This is a genomic window from Paenibacillus sp. Y660 (assembly GCF_057221575.1).
Genome location: NZ_JBXBBJ010000003.1, coordinates 170,910 through 190,158, shown reverse-complemented (window position 1 = coordinate 190,158; position 19,249 = coordinate 170,910). Strand labels below are relative to the sequence as shown.

Here is a 19,249-nt window from a genome sequence, read left to right as displayed (position 1 = left end):
GCCCATGCGTAATTACCGACTAAAGCTTGATCTTCAGCTTTTCAGTCAGGAGAAGACCGAGGAAGCAACTCCGAAGAAAAAGGACGAAGCTAGGAAGAAAGGTCAAATTGCTAGATCCTCTGACCTACCCGGTTCATTAATCATGCTGTTTACATTTATGGGATTCATCATGCTGGGCGGATTTTTTAAAAAGCATACTATGATGCTGTTTGGAAATCTGTTTGAAGATTGGTTGCTGATGGAGCTGACGACCGAAAACGTGATGTCGCTTTTTACCGATGTAACCATTCAATTACTGCTCATTTTGATGCCGATATTTGCAATAGCCATGGTCATTGGGATTCTAGGGAACATCATCCAATTTGGTTTTTTGCTCACCGGCGAACCTCTTCAAATGAAATTAAGCAAGCTCAACCCAATTAATGGCTTTAAACAAATTTTTTCCGCAAAAACGATCGTTGAATTTCTGAAAAGCGTACTGAAGTTGCTTATTATAGGCGTTCTTGTTTATATGGCCATTTCAAAAGAGTGGGACCGCATATTGGTGTTAGCAAGCTTGCCTGTCCAGCAGATCTTTAGCTTTACAGCTGGTTTGACGGTTAGATTAGGCATTGAAATTGGTGCGGTGCTTACTGTACTCGCATTTGCAGATTTTTTCTATCAACGTTTTGAGCATAACAAAAGTCTCAGAATGTCCAAGCAAGATATAAAGGATGAACACAAGAAATCGGAGGGTGATCCGATCATCAAAGGCAGAATTCGTGAGCGCCAGCGCAGAATGGCCATGCAGCGAATGATGCAGGAGGTTCCTAACGCAGATGTCATCATCACCAACCCTACACACTTTGCTATCGCATTGAAATATGATGCGACGAAGATGGAGGCGCCAAAAATAATTGCCAAAGGCATGGATCATGTCGCGCTTCGCATTAGAGAAATAGCCAAAGAGAACGGCGTTGTTACTATGGAAAATAAACCACTGGCCAGAGCGCTTTATGAACGTGCTGAGATAGGGGATGTTATTCCTCCAGACCTGTTCCAAGCTGTGGCCGAGGTGCTCGCATACGTATATAAGATGAAGGGCCGAGTAAAATCATCATAACGCTACGAGAGGAGACGGCATCATGAAAGCAAAGGACTTTGTAGTACTATTTGGCGTAATTGGTATTGTGCTCATGATGATTATCCCGATCCCAGTCCTATTACTAGATATTCTAATTATTTTAAACATTTCGATAGCCCTGATGATTTTGCTAATCGCTATGAATACGAAGGAAGCGCTGGACTTCTCTATTTTTCCGGCCATTCTATTAATAACCACACTATTTCGTCTCGCACTGAACGTTTCTACAACAAGAAATATTTTATCGCATGCTGAAGCAGGGGAAGTCGTTGCTACATTCGGCAGCTGGGTTGGCGGAGGGCAAATCGCAATCGGATTTATCGTCTTCCTCATCCTTGTCGTCGTACAATTTATCGTAATTACGAAAGGCTCCGAGCGGGTGGCAGAGGTCGCAGCAAGATTTACGCTAGACGCGATGCCCGGCAAGCAAATGAGTATTGATGCGGATTTGAACGCTGGCTTGATCAATGAGCAGCAAGCGAAAGATCGCCGGTCCAAAATTGAGCGGGAAGCTGATTTCTACGGCGCCATGGATGGTGCCAGTAAATTTGTAAAAGGCGATGCGATTGCCTCGATCATTATTCTAGTGATCAACTTGGTCGGCGGTTTCATAATCGGGATGGCCATTCATGATTTGAGTTTTGGCGAATCGTTATCAACCTTCTCCATTCTTACGATCGGTGACGGTCTCGTCAGCCAAATTCCAGCTTTGCTTATTTCAACAGCTGCGGGACTTATCGTAACAAGGGCGGCATCGGACGGCAATTTGGCCGAGGATGTTACTGCGCAATTGTTCAAATACCCTAAGTTGTTATTTATCGCCGCTGGAACGATCGCTTTGCTAGGTCTTACGCCGATCGGTCCAATTCGGACTTGGCCATTCGCCATCATGCTTGCATTCGGCGGCTGGTATATGCAGAAGGCGATTCATAAGCAGCAGGAGCAAGAGGAAATGATGGTTGAGGAGCAGCAGATTGAAGAGGTTCGAAGTCCCGAGAGTGTTATCAGCCTCTTGCAGGTTGATCCGATCGAGTTCGAATTTGGCTACGGGTTAATCCCGCTTGCCGATACACAGCAGGGCGGAGACTTGCTGGATAGGATCATTATGATACGCAGGCAGTGCGCTTTGGAGCTAGGACTTGTTGTCCCTGTCATTCGGATCAGGGATAATATCCAGCTTAAACCAAATGAGTATGTGATTAAAATAAAAGGAAACACCGTTGCTCGCGGCGACTTGCTGCTCAATCACTATCTGGCAATGAGTCCAGGGTTCGAGGACGATTCTGTCGTCGGTATTGAAACGACAGAGCCAGCCTTTGGATTGCCAGCCATTTGGATTGATGAGCAGATGAAGGAACGTGCAGAGCTGTCAGGGTATACGGTCGTTGATCCGCCGTCTGTCGTTGCCACTCATTTAACGGAAATTATAAAACGTCACGCGCATGAGCTCATTGGCAGGCAAGAAACGAAGCAGCTTGTGGAAAATGTCAAAGAATCATATCCAGTTCTTGTTGATGAATTAATTCCTTCTATTCTAAGCATCGGCGATGTACAGAAAGTACTAGCCAAGCTGCTTCGAGAGAAAGTGTCCATTCGAGATCTTGTTACGATTTTTGAAGCATTGGCTGATCATGGAAATTATACGAAGGATTCGGATATTTTGACCGAGTATGTACGTCAATCCTTATCAAGACAAATTACGCAGCAGTTTTCTTCTGGCGGCGATACGTTAAAAGTTATCACGGTGGGACCGCAGCTTGAGAAAAAAATTGCAGAATCTGTTCAGCAATCCGATCAAGGAAGCTATATCGCATTAGATCCGATATCTACGCAGCAGATCTACCAGAAGCTAACCGAGCATGTCAACCGACAAATTCAGTCCGGTCAACAGCCTGTCGTTCTCGCATCGCCCACTATCCGTATGTATTTAAGACAAATTGTGGAGAGAACGATGCAAGATTTGCCGGTGCTTTCTTACAGTGAGCTTGAACCTAACATAGAAGTTCAAAGCGTCGGGGTGGTGAACCTATGAGAGTAAAACGTTATGTCGTCAATGCATTGCCCGAAGCTGTATCCATGATTCGCAGCGAGCTTGGGAAAGATGCCGTTATTTTGAATACGAAGGAAATTAAAGTTGGCGGGTTTATGGGAATGTTTCGCAAGAAGAAGATGGAGGTTATAGCCGCTATCGAGTCGAATCAAGCGAATATCCCTTCACCCCAGCAGCGAACAGCTAATCCTCAAGTAGATGCGGCGGTTGAACAGATCTTGCAAACGGTTCAGCGTACGGCTACTGCTGTCATGGAACCGCCTGCTGCGGTCACTGTGAAAGAATCAGATAATAGAAAAGAACGTGAACAGTACATTATTGACGAAATACGCGACCTACGAGAATACATGGTCAAGCTATCGAAGCAGCAAAGCAGCCATCGTGGGATGTCCGAGCATTTAATCCAGCTTAAGGAGCATTTGATCGATCAGGAAATGGACCCGTTATGGATCGAGCGGTTGCTGCAGTTAATGGTAGAGAAACAGCTTGAGGAAAATAGCGAATACAGCAAAGAGCTGGTTTGGGAGCATGCGGCAGCGCAGATTGAAGAGTGGCTGCAGCCTTACAGCGGAAGTGGAATCAGCAGTCAAGCACGAGTCGTACATTTTGTAGGACCGACCGGTGTTGGCAAGACGACCACGATTGCGAAGCTGGCTGCGGAGCAAACGATAAAAAAGGGCCGCAAGGTTGGATTTATTACTTCTGATACGTACCGGATTGCGGCTGTTGATCAGCTTAGAACGTATGCCACCATACTGAACGTACCGCTTGAGGTTGTATTCTCGCAAATGGATCTCACTCGTGCTTTTAAGCAGCTTGCCGAGCAGGAACTGATCTATATGGATACAGCCGGACGGAATTTTCGCAGCGAGCTGCATGTCTCGGAAGTAAATAGCTTGCTTCAAACCTCTGAGCCTAGCGAAACGGTACTCGTGCTTAGTCTGACCGGCAAAACTCGCGATATGGCAGCTGTTGCGGATCATTTCAGCAAATATGGCGTTCGAAAAGTGTTGTTTACTAAATTAGATGAAACGTCGGTGTTTGGAGCGATCTTCAATCTGATTATGAACTTTGAATTGCTGCCTACATATATGGCAAGCGGACAGACCGTACCAGATGATATTGAGTTGTTTCAAATTGATGTTTACATTAAGAAGCTCCTCGGGAGCAATGGCCCATGATGGATCAAGCAGAAGCATTGCGTAATTTAGTTAAACAGCAGGAACTTCAAGACGAAGGCCGAACGACCCGTGTTGTGACAGTCACCAGCGGGAAGGGAGGCGTTGGGAAATCGAATTTCAGCTTAAACTTTGCCTTATCGCTTCAGCGGCTTGGCAAAAAAGTGCTCGTATTCGATGCTGATATCGGCATGGCTAACATCGATGTGCTTATGGGCATTACATCAACCTACAATTTATATCATTTGCTTAAGCAGGAGAAGACGATTTGGGAAATCGTCCAGGAAGGTCCCGAGGGGCTGAACTTTATCGCTGGCGGCTCAGGCTTTCGCGACCTGATGGATTTATCGGATGAGCAGCTCGATCGCTTCGAGGTGGAAATAAGCAAGCTTCATGGAAAGTATGACGTTATCTTATTTGATACGGGTGCCGGGCTTTCCAAGGAAACGGTAAAGTTTATAACCGCAGCTCAAGAAACTATCGTGGTCACAACGCCAGAGCCAACGTCAATTACCGATGCTTATGCTTTGATTAAGATGGTTAAAGCGATGAATGTGAACGTTCATTTCAAATTAATCGTCAATCGCGCCATGGATCCCCGCGAAGGAAAGCAAACGGCTGATAAGATCACCATGGTAGCACAACGGTTTCTTCAATCAGATCTGCCGCATTTAGGCATTTTGCCGGATGACCCTAACGTCTCTAAAGCGGTAAAGCGCCAGGTACCATTTACGGTCGCTTACCCGGGAAGCGAAGCATCGGTAGCCATTGATCGGATAGCGAAGCATTTTCTCGAAATACCACAGAGCTCTACAGAAAGCGGCGGAGTCAAAGGATTTTTGCAAAAAATGTTCAGACTCTCAAGATAATCCTTTGGAAGTGAGGAGGAAATAGAATGGCTCCTTATCGCATACTTGTTGTTGACGATTCCGGTTTTATGCGAAAAATTATTAGTGATCTAATCATCCAGGACCCGCAATTTACGATCGTAGCTACTGCCCAAAATGGTCAAGAAGCAATTGAGGCGGTTCGTGAATGGAAGCCGGATGCTGTTACCTTAGATTTGGAAATGCCTCTAATGAACGGAATTGAAGCGCTGCAAATCATCATGAGGGACAATCCAACACCAGTCATTATGCTCTCGGGAATTAGTGAAGACAATACGAGAGAAACGATCAAGGCTTTGCAATTTGGTGCTTTCGACTTTATTAGAAAGCCATCAAGCGCCATATCGAATGACATTCATCAGGTTGGTGATTTTTTACTTGAAAAATTGCGGATTGCCGTTCAAACGAAGCGCTATCAGCCGATTATTGCCATTAGTGAGAAGCAAGATGTAATTGAGGATAATCTTGTTCTACGAGAGCAAGTAATAGAGTCAAAAAGGATTAAGCCTTCACAACAAGAGGAGCCGCAAGCATCACCGCCGCCTACTCCAATCAAGGATCGGAGCAAACCGATTTTTCCGAAAATGGAGCACAAGAAGCAGCAGTTGGAGCAAGCGGCACCCCCTTTACATACAAAACTAAAAAGCTCGAAGCCTGAGGTTGCGGCGCCTAGCAAAATCAAACCGACGATTGCAGCGCGCAAAACCGTACTTAAAGAAACACAGGTTGTTGCTAAGCCGCTTCAAATAAAGACACCCTCTATTAGAAAGGAAAGGGCTGGAAGCCCGGTCGCAGCAATCAAACATATAGTAGCTATCGGTACTTCAACAGGAGGCCCGAGAGCGCTCCATGAGGTTATAACATCATTGCCAAGAGATTTCCCAGCACCAGTGCTTATCGTCCAGCATATGCCTCCAAAATTTACGAAGTCGCTAGCTCAGCGACTGGATAGCTTTAGTGAACTGCAAGTGGTTGAAGCAGAGCAGGGTGAGAGAGTATCTGTAGGAGTCGTTTATATTGCGCCTGGCGGTTACCATATGGAGCTTGCCAAGGATGCTTCCGGTTATTCGATCTTACTGACAGAGCAGCCGCCTCGCAACGGCCATCGTCCATCCGTCGATGTATTGTTTGAATCGTTTGCTTCGTTTCGAGAGCTGAAGCGGCACGCTGTCATCATGACGGGCATGGGTAGCGATGGCGCGAAGGGCATGAAGCTGCTTCAAGGCAGCGGTATCGAAACAACAATCGCGGAAGCAGAAGAAACCTGCGTCGTGTACGGGATGCCGAGATCTGCGATTGAGGCTGGCTGTGTAAATAAAGTATTGCCGCTGCAGCTCATTGCCTCGCAACTTGTGCAGGCAGTACTGAAATAAATAGGCTAGAATCGCTTAAACATTCTAATAGGAGGTGCTAGTAAATGGATATGAATGCCTATTTATCGATGTTTATCGATGAATCTAATGATCACCTGCAGTCGCTGAATGAAAATTTGCTTCGGCTTGAAAGCGAGCCAGAGGAGCTTAGTATCGTTCAAAATATATTTCGTTCAGCTCATACGCTGAAAGGGATGTCAGCGACTATGGGCTTTGAGGATTTGGCGGCGTTAACGCATGAAATGGAAAACGTGCTGGATCTTGTTCGCAATAACAAGCTGAAAATGGACAGCTTTATTTTTGACACCTTATTTAAAGGATTAGACGCTCTTGAAGCTATGGTTCAGGATATTGTAGGCGGAGGTACAGGTAAAGCTGACGTCACCTCAATCGTTGTATCCTTGCAAACGATTCTAAAGAGCGATTATAGCGCTAGCAGCGCATCTGCAGCACCAACAGTTGCTGCAAACGCAGCAGGTGCTTCATCTTCAAGCGTATCAGGGGCGATGCTGCTTGATGAGTTCCAATCCTCCATTTTGCTTCAATCGATCGAGTCCGGGCTTAGCGTTTATCACATTCAGATCGCGATCCGAGATAATTGCTTGTTGAAAGCAGTACGCGCCTATATGGTATTTGATTTGCTGGAACGCAGCGGTGAGGTTATTAAATCCGATCCTCCTGCCCAAGATATCGAGCAGGATAAATTCGATTTCTCCTTCACCGTGTTTACGATTTCTCAGTTGACGCAGGAAGACCTTCAATCGCAGCTTATAAACATATCCGAAATTGAAACGGCAACCGTAACGTTGCTCGATGCTGAGTCGTTAGCTGTACTCAGTCAATCAAACGCTGCTGCGGCGGTAGAAGTTGCCGATGCTGCCCTGGCTGCACCGATCGTCACGGAACAACCAGCACAAGAAGGAGCTGGAAAAAGCCAAGCGCCTGCAGCGAAGGCTGCGACTGCAGCACCTGCAAATGTAGCAAGAACGATACGGGTTGACATTGAGAGATTGGATACGCTAATGAACCTATTTAGCGAATTGCTCATTGACCGGGTAAGACTTGAACAGCTATCCAGTGAAATTAAGCGCAATGATTTGACGGAGACGGTCGAGCATATGGCACGTGTCAGCTCAGACTTGCAAAGTATCGTGCTGAAGCTGCGGATGGTTCCTGTAGATTCGGTATTCAACCGTTTCCCGCGTATGATTAGAGATTTAGCTAAATCGCTAGACAAAAAAATCGATCTAGTCATTACCGGAGCAGACACAGAGCTTGATCGTACCGTTATTGATGAGATTGGCGATCCGCTGGTACACTTGCTGCGCAACTCGGTTGACCATGGAATTGAGACCGTTGAAGAGCGAATTGCTGCCGGCAAGCCGGAAACGGGAACGATTTTCTTGCGTGCCTTCCATAGCGGAAATCATGTATTCATCGAGGTAGAAGAGGATGGCCGTGGCATCCACCACGAGCGAGTCCTAAAAACAGCCATTAAAAATGGCGTAGTTACAGAAGAGCAAGCAAAGCTGCTTTCACCTGACGAAATTAATATGCTCATATTTGCAGCCGGCTTTAGCACTGCTGACAAGATCTCGGATATTTCGGGAAGAGGCGTCGGCCTTGACGTCGTGCGATCCAAAATTACATCGTTAGGCGGAAACGTAACGATTGACTCCGCATTTGGCAGAGGCACTAAGTTTTCCGTTCAACTGCCGCTTACTCTTTCTATTATTTCGGCGATGCTTATTAAGCTGGGCTCTGAGAAATATGCAATTCCATTAACGTCTATCGTAGAAACCGGCATCATCAGCAAGGAAAATATTTTACATGTTCACGGCAACAAAATGATTGAGTTTAGAAACACCATCATTCCGCTCGTATCGCTTAGCAATGTGCTTGATTCCCCGGATTTTGATGAGAATCAAGAGCAGGAAACTGAAATTGTTGTTGTACGCAAAGGCGAGAAATGGGCTGCTGTTATGGTTGACGAATTTATCGGCCAAAGCGAAATCGTCCTAAAATCGTTAGGCAAATATTTAACCAATATCGAAGCGATCTCTGGCGCAACGATACTGGGCGATGGCTATGTCGCATTGATTATTGATCCGAATGCACTAATCAAATAAGGGGGTTTTTACGATGGGAGAAGAATTAAAGGTTATCGTGTTCGCTCTTGGCAACGAAGAGTACGGAATTGAAGTAGATAAGGTACGCACGATCGAAAGATTATCTCCGATTACACGCGTCCCAAAAACAGCTGCGTTTATTAAAGGGGTTATTAATTTGCGGGGTGTGGTCGTTCCAGTGATCGACCTTCGAGGCCGCTTTAACCTTTCAGAGACGACAGCAAGCGAAAATTCCAGAATCATTGTAGTAGCTGTGGCTGACATTGAGGTTGGTTTTATCGTTGATTCTGCAAATGATGTGATTGATATTGATACCGATTCGATCGATTTGCCGCCGGAGATTGTTGGAGGCATTAAAGCTAAATACTTAAGAGGCATTGCAAAGCTTGGTGAAGGTCGACTTCTCATCATGCTGAATTTGTCTGAGGTGTTGAACAAGAGCGAGATCATTCAGCTAGAGCAGCTAGAGGTATAACGAGTGAGCCTATTCAACCGATTGGAAGCATTTGAGCTTGATGTATTAAAAGAAGTCGGCAATATAGGAGCAGGAAACGCTGCGACTGCACTATCACGCTTGTTGGACAAACCTGTAGATATGGCTGTGCCAAAAGTAAGCTTACTGCCCTTTGAAGAGATTGCGGAGCGTGTTGGCGGTTCCGAGCAAATCGTTATTGCCGTCTTTCTTAGGGTGGAAGGCGAAGCGCCTGGCAATATGTTTTTCATTATTGAGGAAGTAGCTGCTAAGCGAATTTTGCGGCAGCTGCTGGCGATGAATATAGAAGAGCAAGAGAGCTATTCAGAGATGGAGCTGTCAGCGCTTTGCGAGATCGGCAACATTTTGGCAGGCTCATACTTGTCTTCGCTAGCTGACTTTACTCATTTATCGATGGCACCATCCGTCCCAGCTATAGCTGTAGATATGGCAGGAGCCGTTCTGAGCTATGGACTCATGCAATACGGAGAGATGGGAGACTCGGCCCTACTTATTGAAACGACATTTTTGGAAGATTGTCAATCGCTTGAAGGACATTTTTTCCTGATACCTGACCCAGAGTCGTTTGAAAAAATATTTAGGGCTTTGGGAGTCGTTATTGAATGATACAACAAAACTTGGTCAAAGTAGGCATGGCTGATTTAAATATTGCAACAGATGGAGCGATACTCAAAACGACCGGCTTAGGATCTTGTGTTGGGCTCACGCTGTACGACCCTATCCGAAAAATAGCCGGTATGGCACATGTCATGCTGCCGTCTTCAGAGATTGCCCGCGAGACCAAAATGAACCTGGCTAAATATGCAGATACAGCTATCCCCGAGCTGCTTGAGAGGATGATCGCAGCCGGTGCTTACGTTGAGAGAATGAAAGCAAAGATGGCAGGCGGAGCACAAATGTTTGCCATGTCCAGTCATACCGATTCATTAAGAATTGGTCCCCGAAACGTAGATTCCTGTACGGAAATGCTGCTAAAGTTTAAGATCCCGATTATTTCAAAGGATACTGGCGGCAGCTTTGGACGCACGATAGAGTTTGACAGTGGAAGTGGAATGTTATCGATAAGAAGCGTGCAGTTTGGTACAAAGGAGATTTGATATGCTAGGAACATGGCGATGGAATGTCGTATTTGGAATTTTCGGCACCGTGCTTACGGTAGCTTTCTCAATCGGAAATAATCCGATTTCAGTAATGCTGCTTAGAAGTATGTATGCTTTCATCGCTTTTTTTGTTCTTGCGTATGGAGTACGTGCAATATTAGCATACATTCTTCAGCCTCCTACTCTAGTAGGCGAGCAGATCGAAGACGATGAGAGCAAGGGCAGCCAACTAGACATGCATACGCCTGATGAGTCAGCAGATATTAACCAATTGTTAAAATCACAGCTGCAGGATGGTGCGGCGAAATCCTCTGCGAATGAACAATCTAATGAAGCAACTGGATTTCGGCCGTTAAATCCTCCTCAATTGTTATCTACAAAAAATACACAGCCTGAAGAATTGGTTAAAGCCATTCGTCACCTGACAGGAGAGTGAGTCGATGATTGAGCAGAAAACCCCTCATCTGACAAACTTGCAGATGTGGCAAGCCTGGAGAGAACAAGGCGATTTGGAAGCAAAGAAGAAGCTGATCGAGCAATATTTACCTCTTGTTGATTATGTCACGAACCGAATGGCAATTGGACTGCCAAAAAACGTTATCAAGGATGATCTTGCAAGCAATGGTGTTATGGGACTGATTGATGCCATTGAAAAATTCGATTATTGCCGCGGCTTGCAATTCGAAACCTATGCATCTTGGCGTATTCGCGGTGCTATTATAGATGGATTGCGGCAGGGAGATTGGGTTCCTCGTTCCGTAAGGGAGAAAGCGAAGCGAGTGGAAGAGGCCTATCAGCATTTGGAACAGCAATATTTGCGTACCGTCACAGATGCTGAGATTAGCCGCTACCTGGAAGTGTCGGAGAAAGAATTTACGAATATGCTTCAAGATATTGCCGTAACTACAATATGCTCGTTGGAAGATCCGATTCGGGAAGAGGAATCGGAGACGAGAATGTCATTGCTAGTCGATGATAAGGCTAAAAATCCGGATCATAAAGTACATGAGTTTTATTTGAAGGAATCGTTGGTTAAAGGGATTGAACGTCTTACCGAAAAGGAACGTACGGTCGTTTCATTGTTTTACTACGAGGAACTATCATTAAGTGAAATTGCTGAAGTAATGTCATTATCACCTTCGAGAATATCCCAGCTCCACTCAAAAGCCATTTTGCGCTTGAGGGGAGTGTTGGCTAAGCATAAAGATCAACTCATGCAGCATTAGGAAGGAGGGAAAAAGGTGGAAAATTTACAATTAGAATCATACCTAAGCATACAGACATCAACCGATCAGATGTCTGCCTTCTTGTCATTTACAAGAATAACGGATGAGTTCGGATGCAGCGGTGAAGACCTGGAGCGTTTCGTTCGCAGCAAAGGGGTCGTTTATGGCTTGCGAGTTGAAATTCTAGATCAAATTGCAAAAAACCCACTCGCATTCTATAAGGATCAAACATTGATTGCACAAGGCGATTCGCCTTTACCGGGCAAGGATGGCTTCATTCAACTTGTTTATGATATGGAAAAAAGAAACAGCGTTCCAGCGGAGCTTAAGGATGGGAAGGTCGACTTCAAAGAAGTCGTTCAGCTAAAAAATGTTAAGCGTGGTCAATTGATTGCAGAGCGCTTTGATCCATATCCAGGTCCATCCGGCAAAACGGTCAAAGGGGAAGAAATTCCTTCAAAGCTTGGCAAGCATGTCAGATTTAAAGTCGGCAAAAATGTCGTCCTTAATGATGATCAAACAGCTATGTATTCAGCCATTGACGGTCTTATTTCGCTTACGGATAAAGATAAGATCAATGTGTTCCCTGTATATGAAGTGAATGGCGACGTTGATTACAGCATCGGAAATATTGATTTCGTAGGAACTGTCGTCATTAGAGGAAATGTGCTTAGCGGCTTTAGAGTGAGGGCATCTGGCGATATTCGAGTAATCGGCGGCGTCGAAGGGGCAGAAATCGAATCAGAGGGCTCCGTAGAAATAACAGGCGGAATTTTAGGAAGCAATAAAGGCTTCGTTAAGGCTGGACAAAATGTACGCATCTCATTTATTCAAGAAGGCAATGTCATCGCCGGCGAAGAAGTGCTTGTCTCTCAGAGCATTATGCACTCGCAAGTAAAGGCAGGAAAGAATGTCATTTGCTCCGGTGCTAAAGGTTTAATCGTTGGAGGTCTCGTTCAGGCGGGCGAACTAGTTAGTGCGCGAACGATAGGCAATTCCATGTCAACCGCTACAACCATCGAGGTAGGCGTCAAGCCCGAGTATCGCGTAGAGATGCTTGAGCTTAGAAGCAGGCTTAAGCAAAATATGGAAAATCTAGACAAAACAGAAAAAGCGCTGACTATATTGGATCAACTGGCTGCAACAGGTCATCTGTCTCCGGAGAAGATGGCACTTCGCATTAAGTTGACATCAACGAAACGTCAAACACTTCTTGAGAATGATCAAACGAAGCTTCGGATTCTTGAGATTGAAAAATCGCTTGAGGATACTGACCGTTCGAGAATCGACGTCAGCAATATCGTTTTTGGCGGTACAAAAATTGTAATCGGCCGCTACACCAGATTCGTTAAGGATTCTTCGCAGCGAGTATCTTTCCGGTATTCGGAGGGGGATATCGTGTTAGTTCCTTTTACAAGGTAACTAAGTACAAAGTACAAATGTATGACGCAAGGGGTGAGCGATAATGACGTTCAAATCTCTAGATTTGCAAATGTCTGTTCCACGCACGCAAGAATTCAGCGGCATGCATGGACAAGCTATTCATAAACCTGTAGCGGATCAGAATATGCTGGCAGCTCAAACATCGAAAGAAACAGTGCTTGCAAGAGGCAAAAATACGGCAATAGAGCATACGAGCGGTCTAAACGTTCGCAGCGACAATGAGGGTCATCAGGATCAAGGCAATCAGCAAGCAAAGCGTAAGCGATCAGAAAAAACCGACGATGCGGAAAGCATGCAAGAGCAGTCTCCTGCTCATCCATATAAAGGGCATAAATTAGATATTAAGCTTTAAAATAAAGGCAAACATTAGAAAGGCAGGCTATGAACGATGCAGCCATACTTGCAATATATTGTATTACTCGGAGCGGTTGTCATTGTTGGCGCCTTTGTAATGCCTAGGAAGAAGCAGGAGCCTTCCCTTCCTTCACAAACGATGCAGAACATGGAAACCGCGTTGGAGCAGTTCATGGAGAACATGGAGAAGGATAATGAAGAGCTTGTTGATTTGGTTAGAAGAGCACAGCAGGAGTCTAAGGTTGATGCGGAGCGTAAGGAGCATAGGATTGAAGAACTAGAGAAAAAGTGCGAGCAGCTTGCAGCTCAACTGCAAAACACGCCTTCTAGTTCTTCAGCAATAACGCTTCAGACTGCTCCTACCCAGCCTATTTCGAATGATGCAGCTATAAAGGAAGGTTCGATAAATAAGCTTCCAGAACCACCAGTAGAGACCGCTCCTCAAACGAATACTATTCATTCCAGATATTCGGAGCTGTTTGTTTTATATCAACAAGGAAAATCGATTGAAATGATCTCCAAAAAGCTTGGCATGAATAAAGGCGAGGTACAGCTCATTATTCAGCTCGCCAAGCAGGAGGAAGCCGCGCATGCTTAAAAACCGTGTATTTCTGATCGGTCTCGGAGCAGGAATCATTTTAGGCGCTTTATTATTCCAGTTGATGCTCTCTGGTGAACAAAGCAGGCAAAAGCTAGGCCAAATCGGTGCTGAATCAAGCGAGAAGGTCTACACACAAGTAGAGGTAGACGCTTTGTTAAAGGCTGAGCGTGACTCGTTCAACCTTGACCAAGAAGCGAAGACGGGGATCAAGGAGCAGGCGGAGCCGCCTGTGACTAATACGGAGCCAGCAAAGGAGAAGCCGCCAGCGGAGAAGCCTGCTGCGTCTGAAGCTGCTCCTACGTCTGCCGTAAAACCGGTGGAGAAGCAAGCCGCAGAAAATCATGTTATACGGATCGAAGTGGGATTTGGATTATCTAAAACAGCAGAGCTGCTTGCTGAGAATCGTATTATAGATGACAAAGCAGCATTTGTCAGTCAGATGAAAAAGTCAAAAAAACTGGTTCGCGCCGGTTATTTTTTGTTCCAAGAAAAGATGACGGTTGCTAATGCAATCGCCGTCGTTACGGGCGAACCGTTATCGAGAAAAGAAGCAGATGCGATCACATCCAGCAATAAAGCTGGCTAATCTATCTTTACTGAATCGATTGTTGCACGTGATATGTATTTATGGTATATTAATTCACGGTGTTAAAAACGCACGCAGGTCAATTTTGCCAAACGGTGCTTCCGCCCGGCGGAAGTTTTGGTGAAAGATGCGACTAGCGGAGGAGCACTAAAAAACCATTACAGGAGGTGTTGAAGAAATGGCGGTTATTTCCATGAAACAGCTACTAGAAGCTGGGGTACACTTCGGTCATCAGACTCGTCGTTGGAACCCGAAGATGGATCGTTATATCTTCACAGAAAGAAACGGGATTTACATTATCGATTTGCAAAAAACGGTTAAGAAAGTTGACGAAGCATACAACTTTGTTAAATCGATTGCTGCAGACGGCGGCACTATGCTGTTCGTAGGTACAAAAAAACAAGCTCAAGATTCCGTGAAAGAAGAAGCAGAACGTTGCGGCAACTTCTACATCAACCAACGTTGGCTCGGCGGTACTCTTACTAACTTCCAAACGATTCAAAAGCGTATCGATCGCTTGAAACAGCTTGAGAAGTGGGAAGAGGACGGCACTTTCGAAGTTCTTCCGAAGAAAGAAGTTATCATTCTTCGCAAAGAGAAAGACCGTTTGGAAAAATTCCTTGGCGGTATCAAAGGAATGAAAGGTTTGCCAAGCGCGTTGTTCATCATTGACCCACGCAAAGAGCGTATTGCTGTTGCAGAAGCTCGCAAACTTGGTATCCCAATCGTTGGTATCGTTGATACGAACTGTGATCCAGACGAAATCGACTATGTAATTCCAGGTAACGATGATGCAATTCGTGCCGTTAAATTGTTGACGTCGAAAATGGCTGATGCAATCGTTGAAGCTAACCAAGGCGAACAAACAACGGCTTAATTTAGAGGCTTTAGTTAGTCAACAAAGGGTGGTCAGATGGTGATAAACCTCTCACTGCCCTTTTTTCGAATGTAAATCATTAAAACAAATATTAATTATTTGCGAAGCTACATAGACTTCGTGAAACCTATAGGAGGGCTTACAATGGCAGTTAGTGCTAGCGCGGTAAAAGAACTACGGGAAAGAACTGGAGCTGGAATGCTTGATTGCAAGAAAGCTTTGGACGAAACAAACAATGACGTTGAAAAAGCAATTGCAGTACTTCGTGAAAAAGGTTTGGCGGCTGCAGCTAACAAAGCAGGACGTATTGCAACTGAAGGTGTAGTTGAATCGTACATTCACGCAGGCGGCCGTATCGGCGTTATCGTTGAAGTTAACTGCGAAACAGACTTCGTTGCAAAAACAGATCAATTCCGTGAGTTTGCAAGAGACGTTGCTATGCAAATCGCAGCAGCTAACCCTAAATTTGTTAGCCGCGAAGAGGTTTCTTCCGAAGAGCTTGAAAAAGAGCGCGAAATTTTGAAAGCTCAAGCACTTAACGAAGGCAAACCGGAAAAAATCGTTGAGAAAATGGTTGAAGGCCGTATCTCGAAGTACTACGAAGAGTTCTGTCTTCTTGAGCAATCGTTCATTAAAGACCCTGACAAAACGATCTCTACTTTGCTTAACGAGAAAATTAGCAAAATCGGTGAAAACATTTCCATCCGTCGCTTCGTTCGTTATGAGCTTGGTGAAGGTCTAGAGAAAAAAGTTGACAACTTCGTTGAAGAAGTAATGGCACAAGTTAAACATTAATCCGAACGCACAGGCGGGGCGGGGCGTCCGCCCCGCCTGCTTGTATGATTAGAACATATTTGAGGGACCTCATCAAATGAGGTGCATGATGGAGGTATTAACGTTGAAGCAGCCTGTGTATAAACGTATCGTTCTGAAAGTTAGCGGTGAATCATTGTCTGGACAGGAAGGTTATGGCATTGAAGCAACAGTCATATCTTCGATAGCTGATCAGGTAAAAGAAGTTGTTGCACTTGGCATAGAGGTTGCAATTGTCGTCGGCGGCGGCAACATTTGGCGCGGTATTGCCGGTTCTGCAAAGGGGATCGACCGTGCAACAGCCGATTACATGGGTATGCTTGCTACATTGATGAATTCACTCGCACTTCAAGATGCATTGGAGCAAATCGATGTGCCAACTCGCGTTCAAACATCAATCGCGATGCAGCAAATCGCTGAGCCGTACATCAGACGTCGTGCCATTCGTCATTTGGAGAAAGGCCGTGTCGTCATTTTTGCAGCTGGAACTGGAAATCCGTTCTTCTCAACCGATACGACAGCAGCACTGCGTGCAGCTGAGATCGAAGCAGAAGTGATACTAATGGCGAAAAATAAAGTGGATGGCGTCTATTCCGCTGATCCATTTAAGGATAATACGGCAGAAAAATTTGAGGAGCTTACTTACCTCGATATGTTAAACCGCAATTTAGGTGTAATGGATTCAACAGCAGCCTCACTTTGCATGGACAATAATATTCCGCTTATCGTATTTGCAATTACGGAGAAAGGGAATATTAAACGCGTCGTCCTGGGTGAGAAAATCGGAACGATAGTGAGAGGAAGTGCAAAATAATGCCACAAGAGCTGAAGAAAAACGCAGAAGAACGTATGGAAAAAGCGATCTCCGCGCTTAAGCGCGATTTGTCGTCGCTGCGCGCTGGCAAAGCGAATACAGCTTTGCTGGATCGTATTCAAGTGGAATATTACGGAGCAATGACGCCAGTTAATCAACTAGCCAACATTAACACGCCTGACTCACGCACGCTGTTCATTCAGCCGTGGGACAAATCGTCTATGTCGGCCATTGAGAAAGCAATTATGAAATCCGACCTTGGTTTAACGCCTTCGAACGATGGCGTATCGATTCGCATTTCGATTCCGCCGCTTACGGAGGAGCGTCGTGCAGAGCTTGTAAAAACATCTAAAAAGTTAGGTGAAGAAGCGAAGGTAGCTATTCGCAATATTCGCCGTGATGCTAACGATGGTGTGAAGAGGCTTGAGAAAACGACGATTTCCGAAGACGAATCGCGCGGACATCAAGAGGATATTCAGAAAGCGACTGACAAATTTATTGCTGAAGTAGATAAAGTGCTGGTTGCCAAAGAAAAAGAAATTATGGAAGTATAATAATCTCTGGGCCCCTCCGATAGGTGGGGTTTGGTTTTGATTTCGGTTGGGAGGAAGTAAGATGATCGAGCGACTTTGGGCCAAATTAGGCAAATCGTCCTTACAGCCGACTGATTCTGTGTCCTTAGAAAATGTGCCTGAGCATGTTGCAATTATAATGGATGGGAACGGTCGCTGGGCTAAAGATCGTGGATTGCCACGAATGGCAGGTCATCATTCCGGCATGAAAGCGGTCAAACGAATCACAATTGCAGCAGACCGGTTAGGCGTCAAATATTTGACGTTATACGCGTTTTCAACGGAAAACTGGAAGAGACCGAAAGCTGAAGTGGATTTTCTCATGAAGCTGCCCCAGCAATTTCTTGAAATTGAATTAGAAGAGCTGATTGCCAACAATGTTCAGGTTCGTATGATGGGCCATAAAGAGGATTTGCCATCATTTACAATAAGCGCAGTTGAAGAAGCCATTGTGAAGACTGCAAATAATACTGGACTTGTTTTAAATTTTGCTCTGAATTACGGAAGCCGCAAGGAGATGCTTGAAGCCATAAAAAGCATCGCGTCAGATGTTCAGCAAGGAGATTTGTCCTTAGATGACATTGATGAAACAGTGATGGCAGATCGATTGCTTACGAGCGGATTGCCCGATCCAGATTTACTCATACGCACTAGCGGAGAGCTGCGTCTAAGCAATTTTATGATGTGGCAGCTAGCTTACAGTGAGTTGTGGTTTACGGATGTGTACTGGCCGGAATTTACGGAAGCGCATTTTCAAGAGGCGATTTTGGAATACCAGCGCCGTGCACGTCGATATGGTGGATTGTAGCTTCAAGCGACGGAGTGTGACTTTTCATTGAGACAACGAATTATTACCGGAGTTGTAGCAGGTGCTGGCTTCATCGGTTTAGCAATAGTAGGCGGATGGTTATATACAAGTCTACTCGTATTACTTGCAATTATCGGCTTTACTGAATATGTGCGCATGAATGGTGTAGCATGGTCGCATCCGTCCTCCTTGCTTGGATATGCGGGTGTGCTACTGTTCGTGCTTCCTTGGTCTTATTGGGGGATAACGATCCCATCGCCGCTAGCCATCCTATGGGTGCTTGCCTTCCTTCTGCTGTCTATAACTGTAATTACAAAAAATAAAACAACAATTGACGGCGCCGCACTTATGTTGCTTGGCGCTTTATATGTAGGATATGGCTTTTCAGCTATGGTCCAGTCACGTCAAATTGAGCAGAATGGTTTAATATGGACGTTTTTGGCCTTTGGCTGCATTTGGGCATCGGATATTGGCGCATATTTTATGGGACGAGCTTTCGGGAAAACAAAGCTCTGGCCATCGATAAGTCCAAATAAAACGATTGAAGGCGCCCTTGGAGGCGTTTTATTTTCCTTAATTGTGTCTGCGGTATTCGCTCTAGCGTTTCCAGATTTTATTGAATTGCCAAAAGCGCTGCTCATCGGCGTAGTGGCTGCTGTAGCTGGTCAATTCGGAGATCTGATACAATCGGCGTATAAGCGTGTTAGAGACATTAAGGATACAGGCACATTATTGCCGGGACATGGCGGTGTGCTTGACCGATGCGACAGCTGGCTTATCGTATTTCCGCTGTTAGTGCTGACCGAGCTGCTACCCGTATAA

Annotated in this window: 21 protein-coding genes; all 21 read left to right on the top strand. The window is 45.3% G+C overall.

Annotated elements, in window-relative coordinates:
- The first annotated feature begins 4 nt into the window (after window positions 1-4).
- The 21 genes from flhB (at window position 5) to AC2TDN_RS05690 (ending at window position 19,249) form a co-directional block, all read left to right on the top strand.
- On the top strand, window positions 5-1,102 hold the full coding sequence (flhB, locus tag AC2TDN_RS05790; protein WP_484687382.1) for a flagellar biosynthesis protein FlhB: 1,098 nt from the start codon (window positions 5-7) through the stop codon (window positions 1,100-1,102).
- A 22-nt stretch (window positions 1,103-1,124) separates the two neighbouring features.
- Window positions 1,125-3,155 carry a flagellar biosynthesis protein FlhA gene (gene flhA / locus AC2TDN_RS05785; protein WP_484687289.1) on the top strand — a complete coding sequence of 677 codons (2,031 nt, stop codon included), beginning with the start codon at window positions 1,125-1,127 and terminating at the stop codon, window positions 3,153-3,155.
- A complete protein-coding gene (gene flhF, locus AC2TDN_RS05780; RefSeq protein ID WP_484687288.1) occupies window positions 3,152-4,354 on the top strand; it encodes a flagellar biosynthesis GTPase FlhF in 1,203 nt (400 codons plus the stop codon). The genes flhA and flhF overlap by 4 nt, the downstream gene beginning before the upstream one ends.
- On the top strand, window positions 4,351-5,220 hold the full coding sequence (locus AC2TDN_RS05775; protein ID WP_484687287.1) for a MinD/ParA family protein: 870 nt from the start codon (window positions 4,351-4,353) through the stop codon (window positions 5,218-5,220). Before flhF ends, AC2TDN_RS05775 begins: the two co-directional genes overlap by 4 nt.
- 26 nt (window positions 5,221-5,246) lie before the next feature.
- Window positions 5,247-6,611, top strand: a complete 1,365-nt coding sequence (locus AC2TDN_RS05770; protein WP_484687286.1) for a protein-glutamate methylesterase/protein-glutamine glutaminase — start codon at window positions 5,247-5,249, stop codon at window positions 6,609-6,611.
- A 44-nt stretch (window positions 6,612-6,655) separates the two neighbouring features.
- Window positions 6,656-8,740, top strand: coding sequence for a chemotaxis protein CheA (locus AC2TDN_RS05765; RefSeq protein ID WP_484687285.1), 2,085 nt, complete (start codon window positions 6,656-6,658; stop codon window positions 8,738-8,740).
- 13 nt (window positions 8,741-8,753) lie between these two features.
- Window positions 8,754-9,215, top strand: a complete 462-nt coding sequence (locus tag AC2TDN_RS05760; RefSeq protein ID WP_482065526.1) for a chemotaxis protein CheW — start codon at window positions 8,754-8,756, stop codon at window positions 9,213-9,215.
- Between the two features lie 3 nt (window positions 9,216-9,218).
- Window positions 9,219-9,839: a chemotaxis protein CheC gene (locus tag AC2TDN_RS05755; protein ID WP_482065525.1), complete on the top strand. Its 621-nt coding sequence runs from the start codon at window positions 9,219-9,221 to the stop codon at window positions 9,837-9,839.
- Complete coding sequence (locus AC2TDN_RS05750; protein ID WP_482065524.1) at window positions 9,836-10,330, top strand: chemotaxis protein CheD; 495 nt, start codon at window positions 9,836-9,838, stop codon at window positions 10,328-10,330. Before AC2TDN_RS05755 ends, AC2TDN_RS05750 begins: the two co-directional genes overlap by 4 nt.
- Window position 10,331: 1 nt before the next feature.
- Window positions 10,332-10,769: a hypothetical protein gene (locus AC2TDN_RS05745; protein WP_482065523.1), complete on the top strand. Its 438-nt coding sequence runs from the start codon at window positions 10,332-10,334 to the stop codon at window positions 10,767-10,769.
- 4 nt (window positions 10,770-10,773) lie between these two features.
- Window positions 10,774-11,559, top strand: coding sequence for a FliA/WhiG family RNA polymerase sigma factor (locus AC2TDN_RS05740; protein WP_482065522.1), 786 nt, complete (start codon window positions 10,774-10,776; stop codon window positions 11,557-11,559).
- A 15-nt stretch (window positions 11,560-11,574) separates the two neighbouring features.
- A complete protein-coding gene (locus tag AC2TDN_RS05735; protein ID WP_484687284.1) occupies window positions 11,575-12,981 on the top strand; it encodes a DUF342 domain-containing protein in 1,407 nt (468 codons plus the stop codon).
- Between the two features lie 43 nt (window positions 12,982-13,024).
- Window positions 13,025-13,354, top strand: a complete 330-nt coding sequence (locus AC2TDN_RS05730; RefSeq protein ID WP_482065520.1) for a hypothetical protein — start codon at window positions 13,025-13,027, stop codon at window positions 13,352-13,354.
- A gap of 36 nt (window positions 13,355-13,390) precedes the next feature.
- On the top strand, window positions 13,391-13,954 hold the full coding sequence (locus AC2TDN_RS05725; RefSeq protein WP_484687283.1) for a DUF6115 domain-containing protein: 564 nt from the start codon (window positions 13,391-13,393) through the stop codon (window positions 13,952-13,954).
- Complete coding sequence (locus AC2TDN_RS05720) at window positions 13,947-14,543, top strand: hypothetical protein (RefSeq protein ID WP_484687282.1); 597 nt, start codon at window positions 13,947-13,949, stop codon at window positions 14,541-14,543. The genes AC2TDN_RS05725 and AC2TDN_RS05720 overlap by 8 nt, the downstream gene beginning before the upstream one ends.
- A gap of 178 nt (window positions 14,544-14,721) precedes the next feature.
- On the top strand, window positions 14,722-15,420 hold the full coding sequence (rpsB, locus tag AC2TDN_RS05715; RefSeq protein WP_053375748.1) for a 30S ribosomal protein S2: 699 nt from the start codon (window positions 14,722-14,724) through the stop codon (window positions 15,418-15,420).
- Window positions 15,421-15,564: 144 nt separating this feature from the next.
- Entirely contained in the window at window positions 15,565-16,215 is a 651-nt protein-coding gene (gene tsf, locus AC2TDN_RS05710; RefSeq protein ID WP_054028956.1) for a translation elongation factor Ts, read from the top strand.
- Between the two features lie 103 nt (window positions 16,216-16,318).
- Window positions 16,319-17,047 carry a UMP kinase gene (gene pyrH, locus AC2TDN_RS05705; protein ID WP_482065517.1) on the top strand — a complete coding sequence of 243 codons (729 nt, stop codon included), beginning with the start codon at window positions 16,319-16,321 and terminating at the stop codon, window positions 17,045-17,047.
- Window positions 17,047-17,601: a ribosome recycling factor gene (gene frr, locus AC2TDN_RS05700; RefSeq protein ID WP_484687281.1), complete on the top strand. Its 555-nt coding sequence runs from the start codon at window positions 17,047-17,049 to the stop codon at window positions 17,599-17,601. The genes pyrH and frr overlap by 1 nt, the downstream gene beginning before the upstream one ends.
- A 61-nt stretch (window positions 17,602-17,662) precedes the next feature.
- Window positions 17,663-18,427, top strand: coding sequence for an undecaprenyl pyrophosphate synthase (gene uppS / locus AC2TDN_RS05695; protein ID WP_482065515.1), 765 nt, complete (start codon window positions 17,663-17,665; stop codon window positions 18,425-18,427).
- A gap of 27 nt (window positions 18,428-18,454) precedes the next feature.
- A complete protein-coding gene (locus tag AC2TDN_RS05690; RefSeq protein ID WP_482065514.1) occupies window positions 18,455-19,249 on the top strand; it encodes a phosphatidate cytidylyltransferase in 795 nt (264 codons plus the stop codon).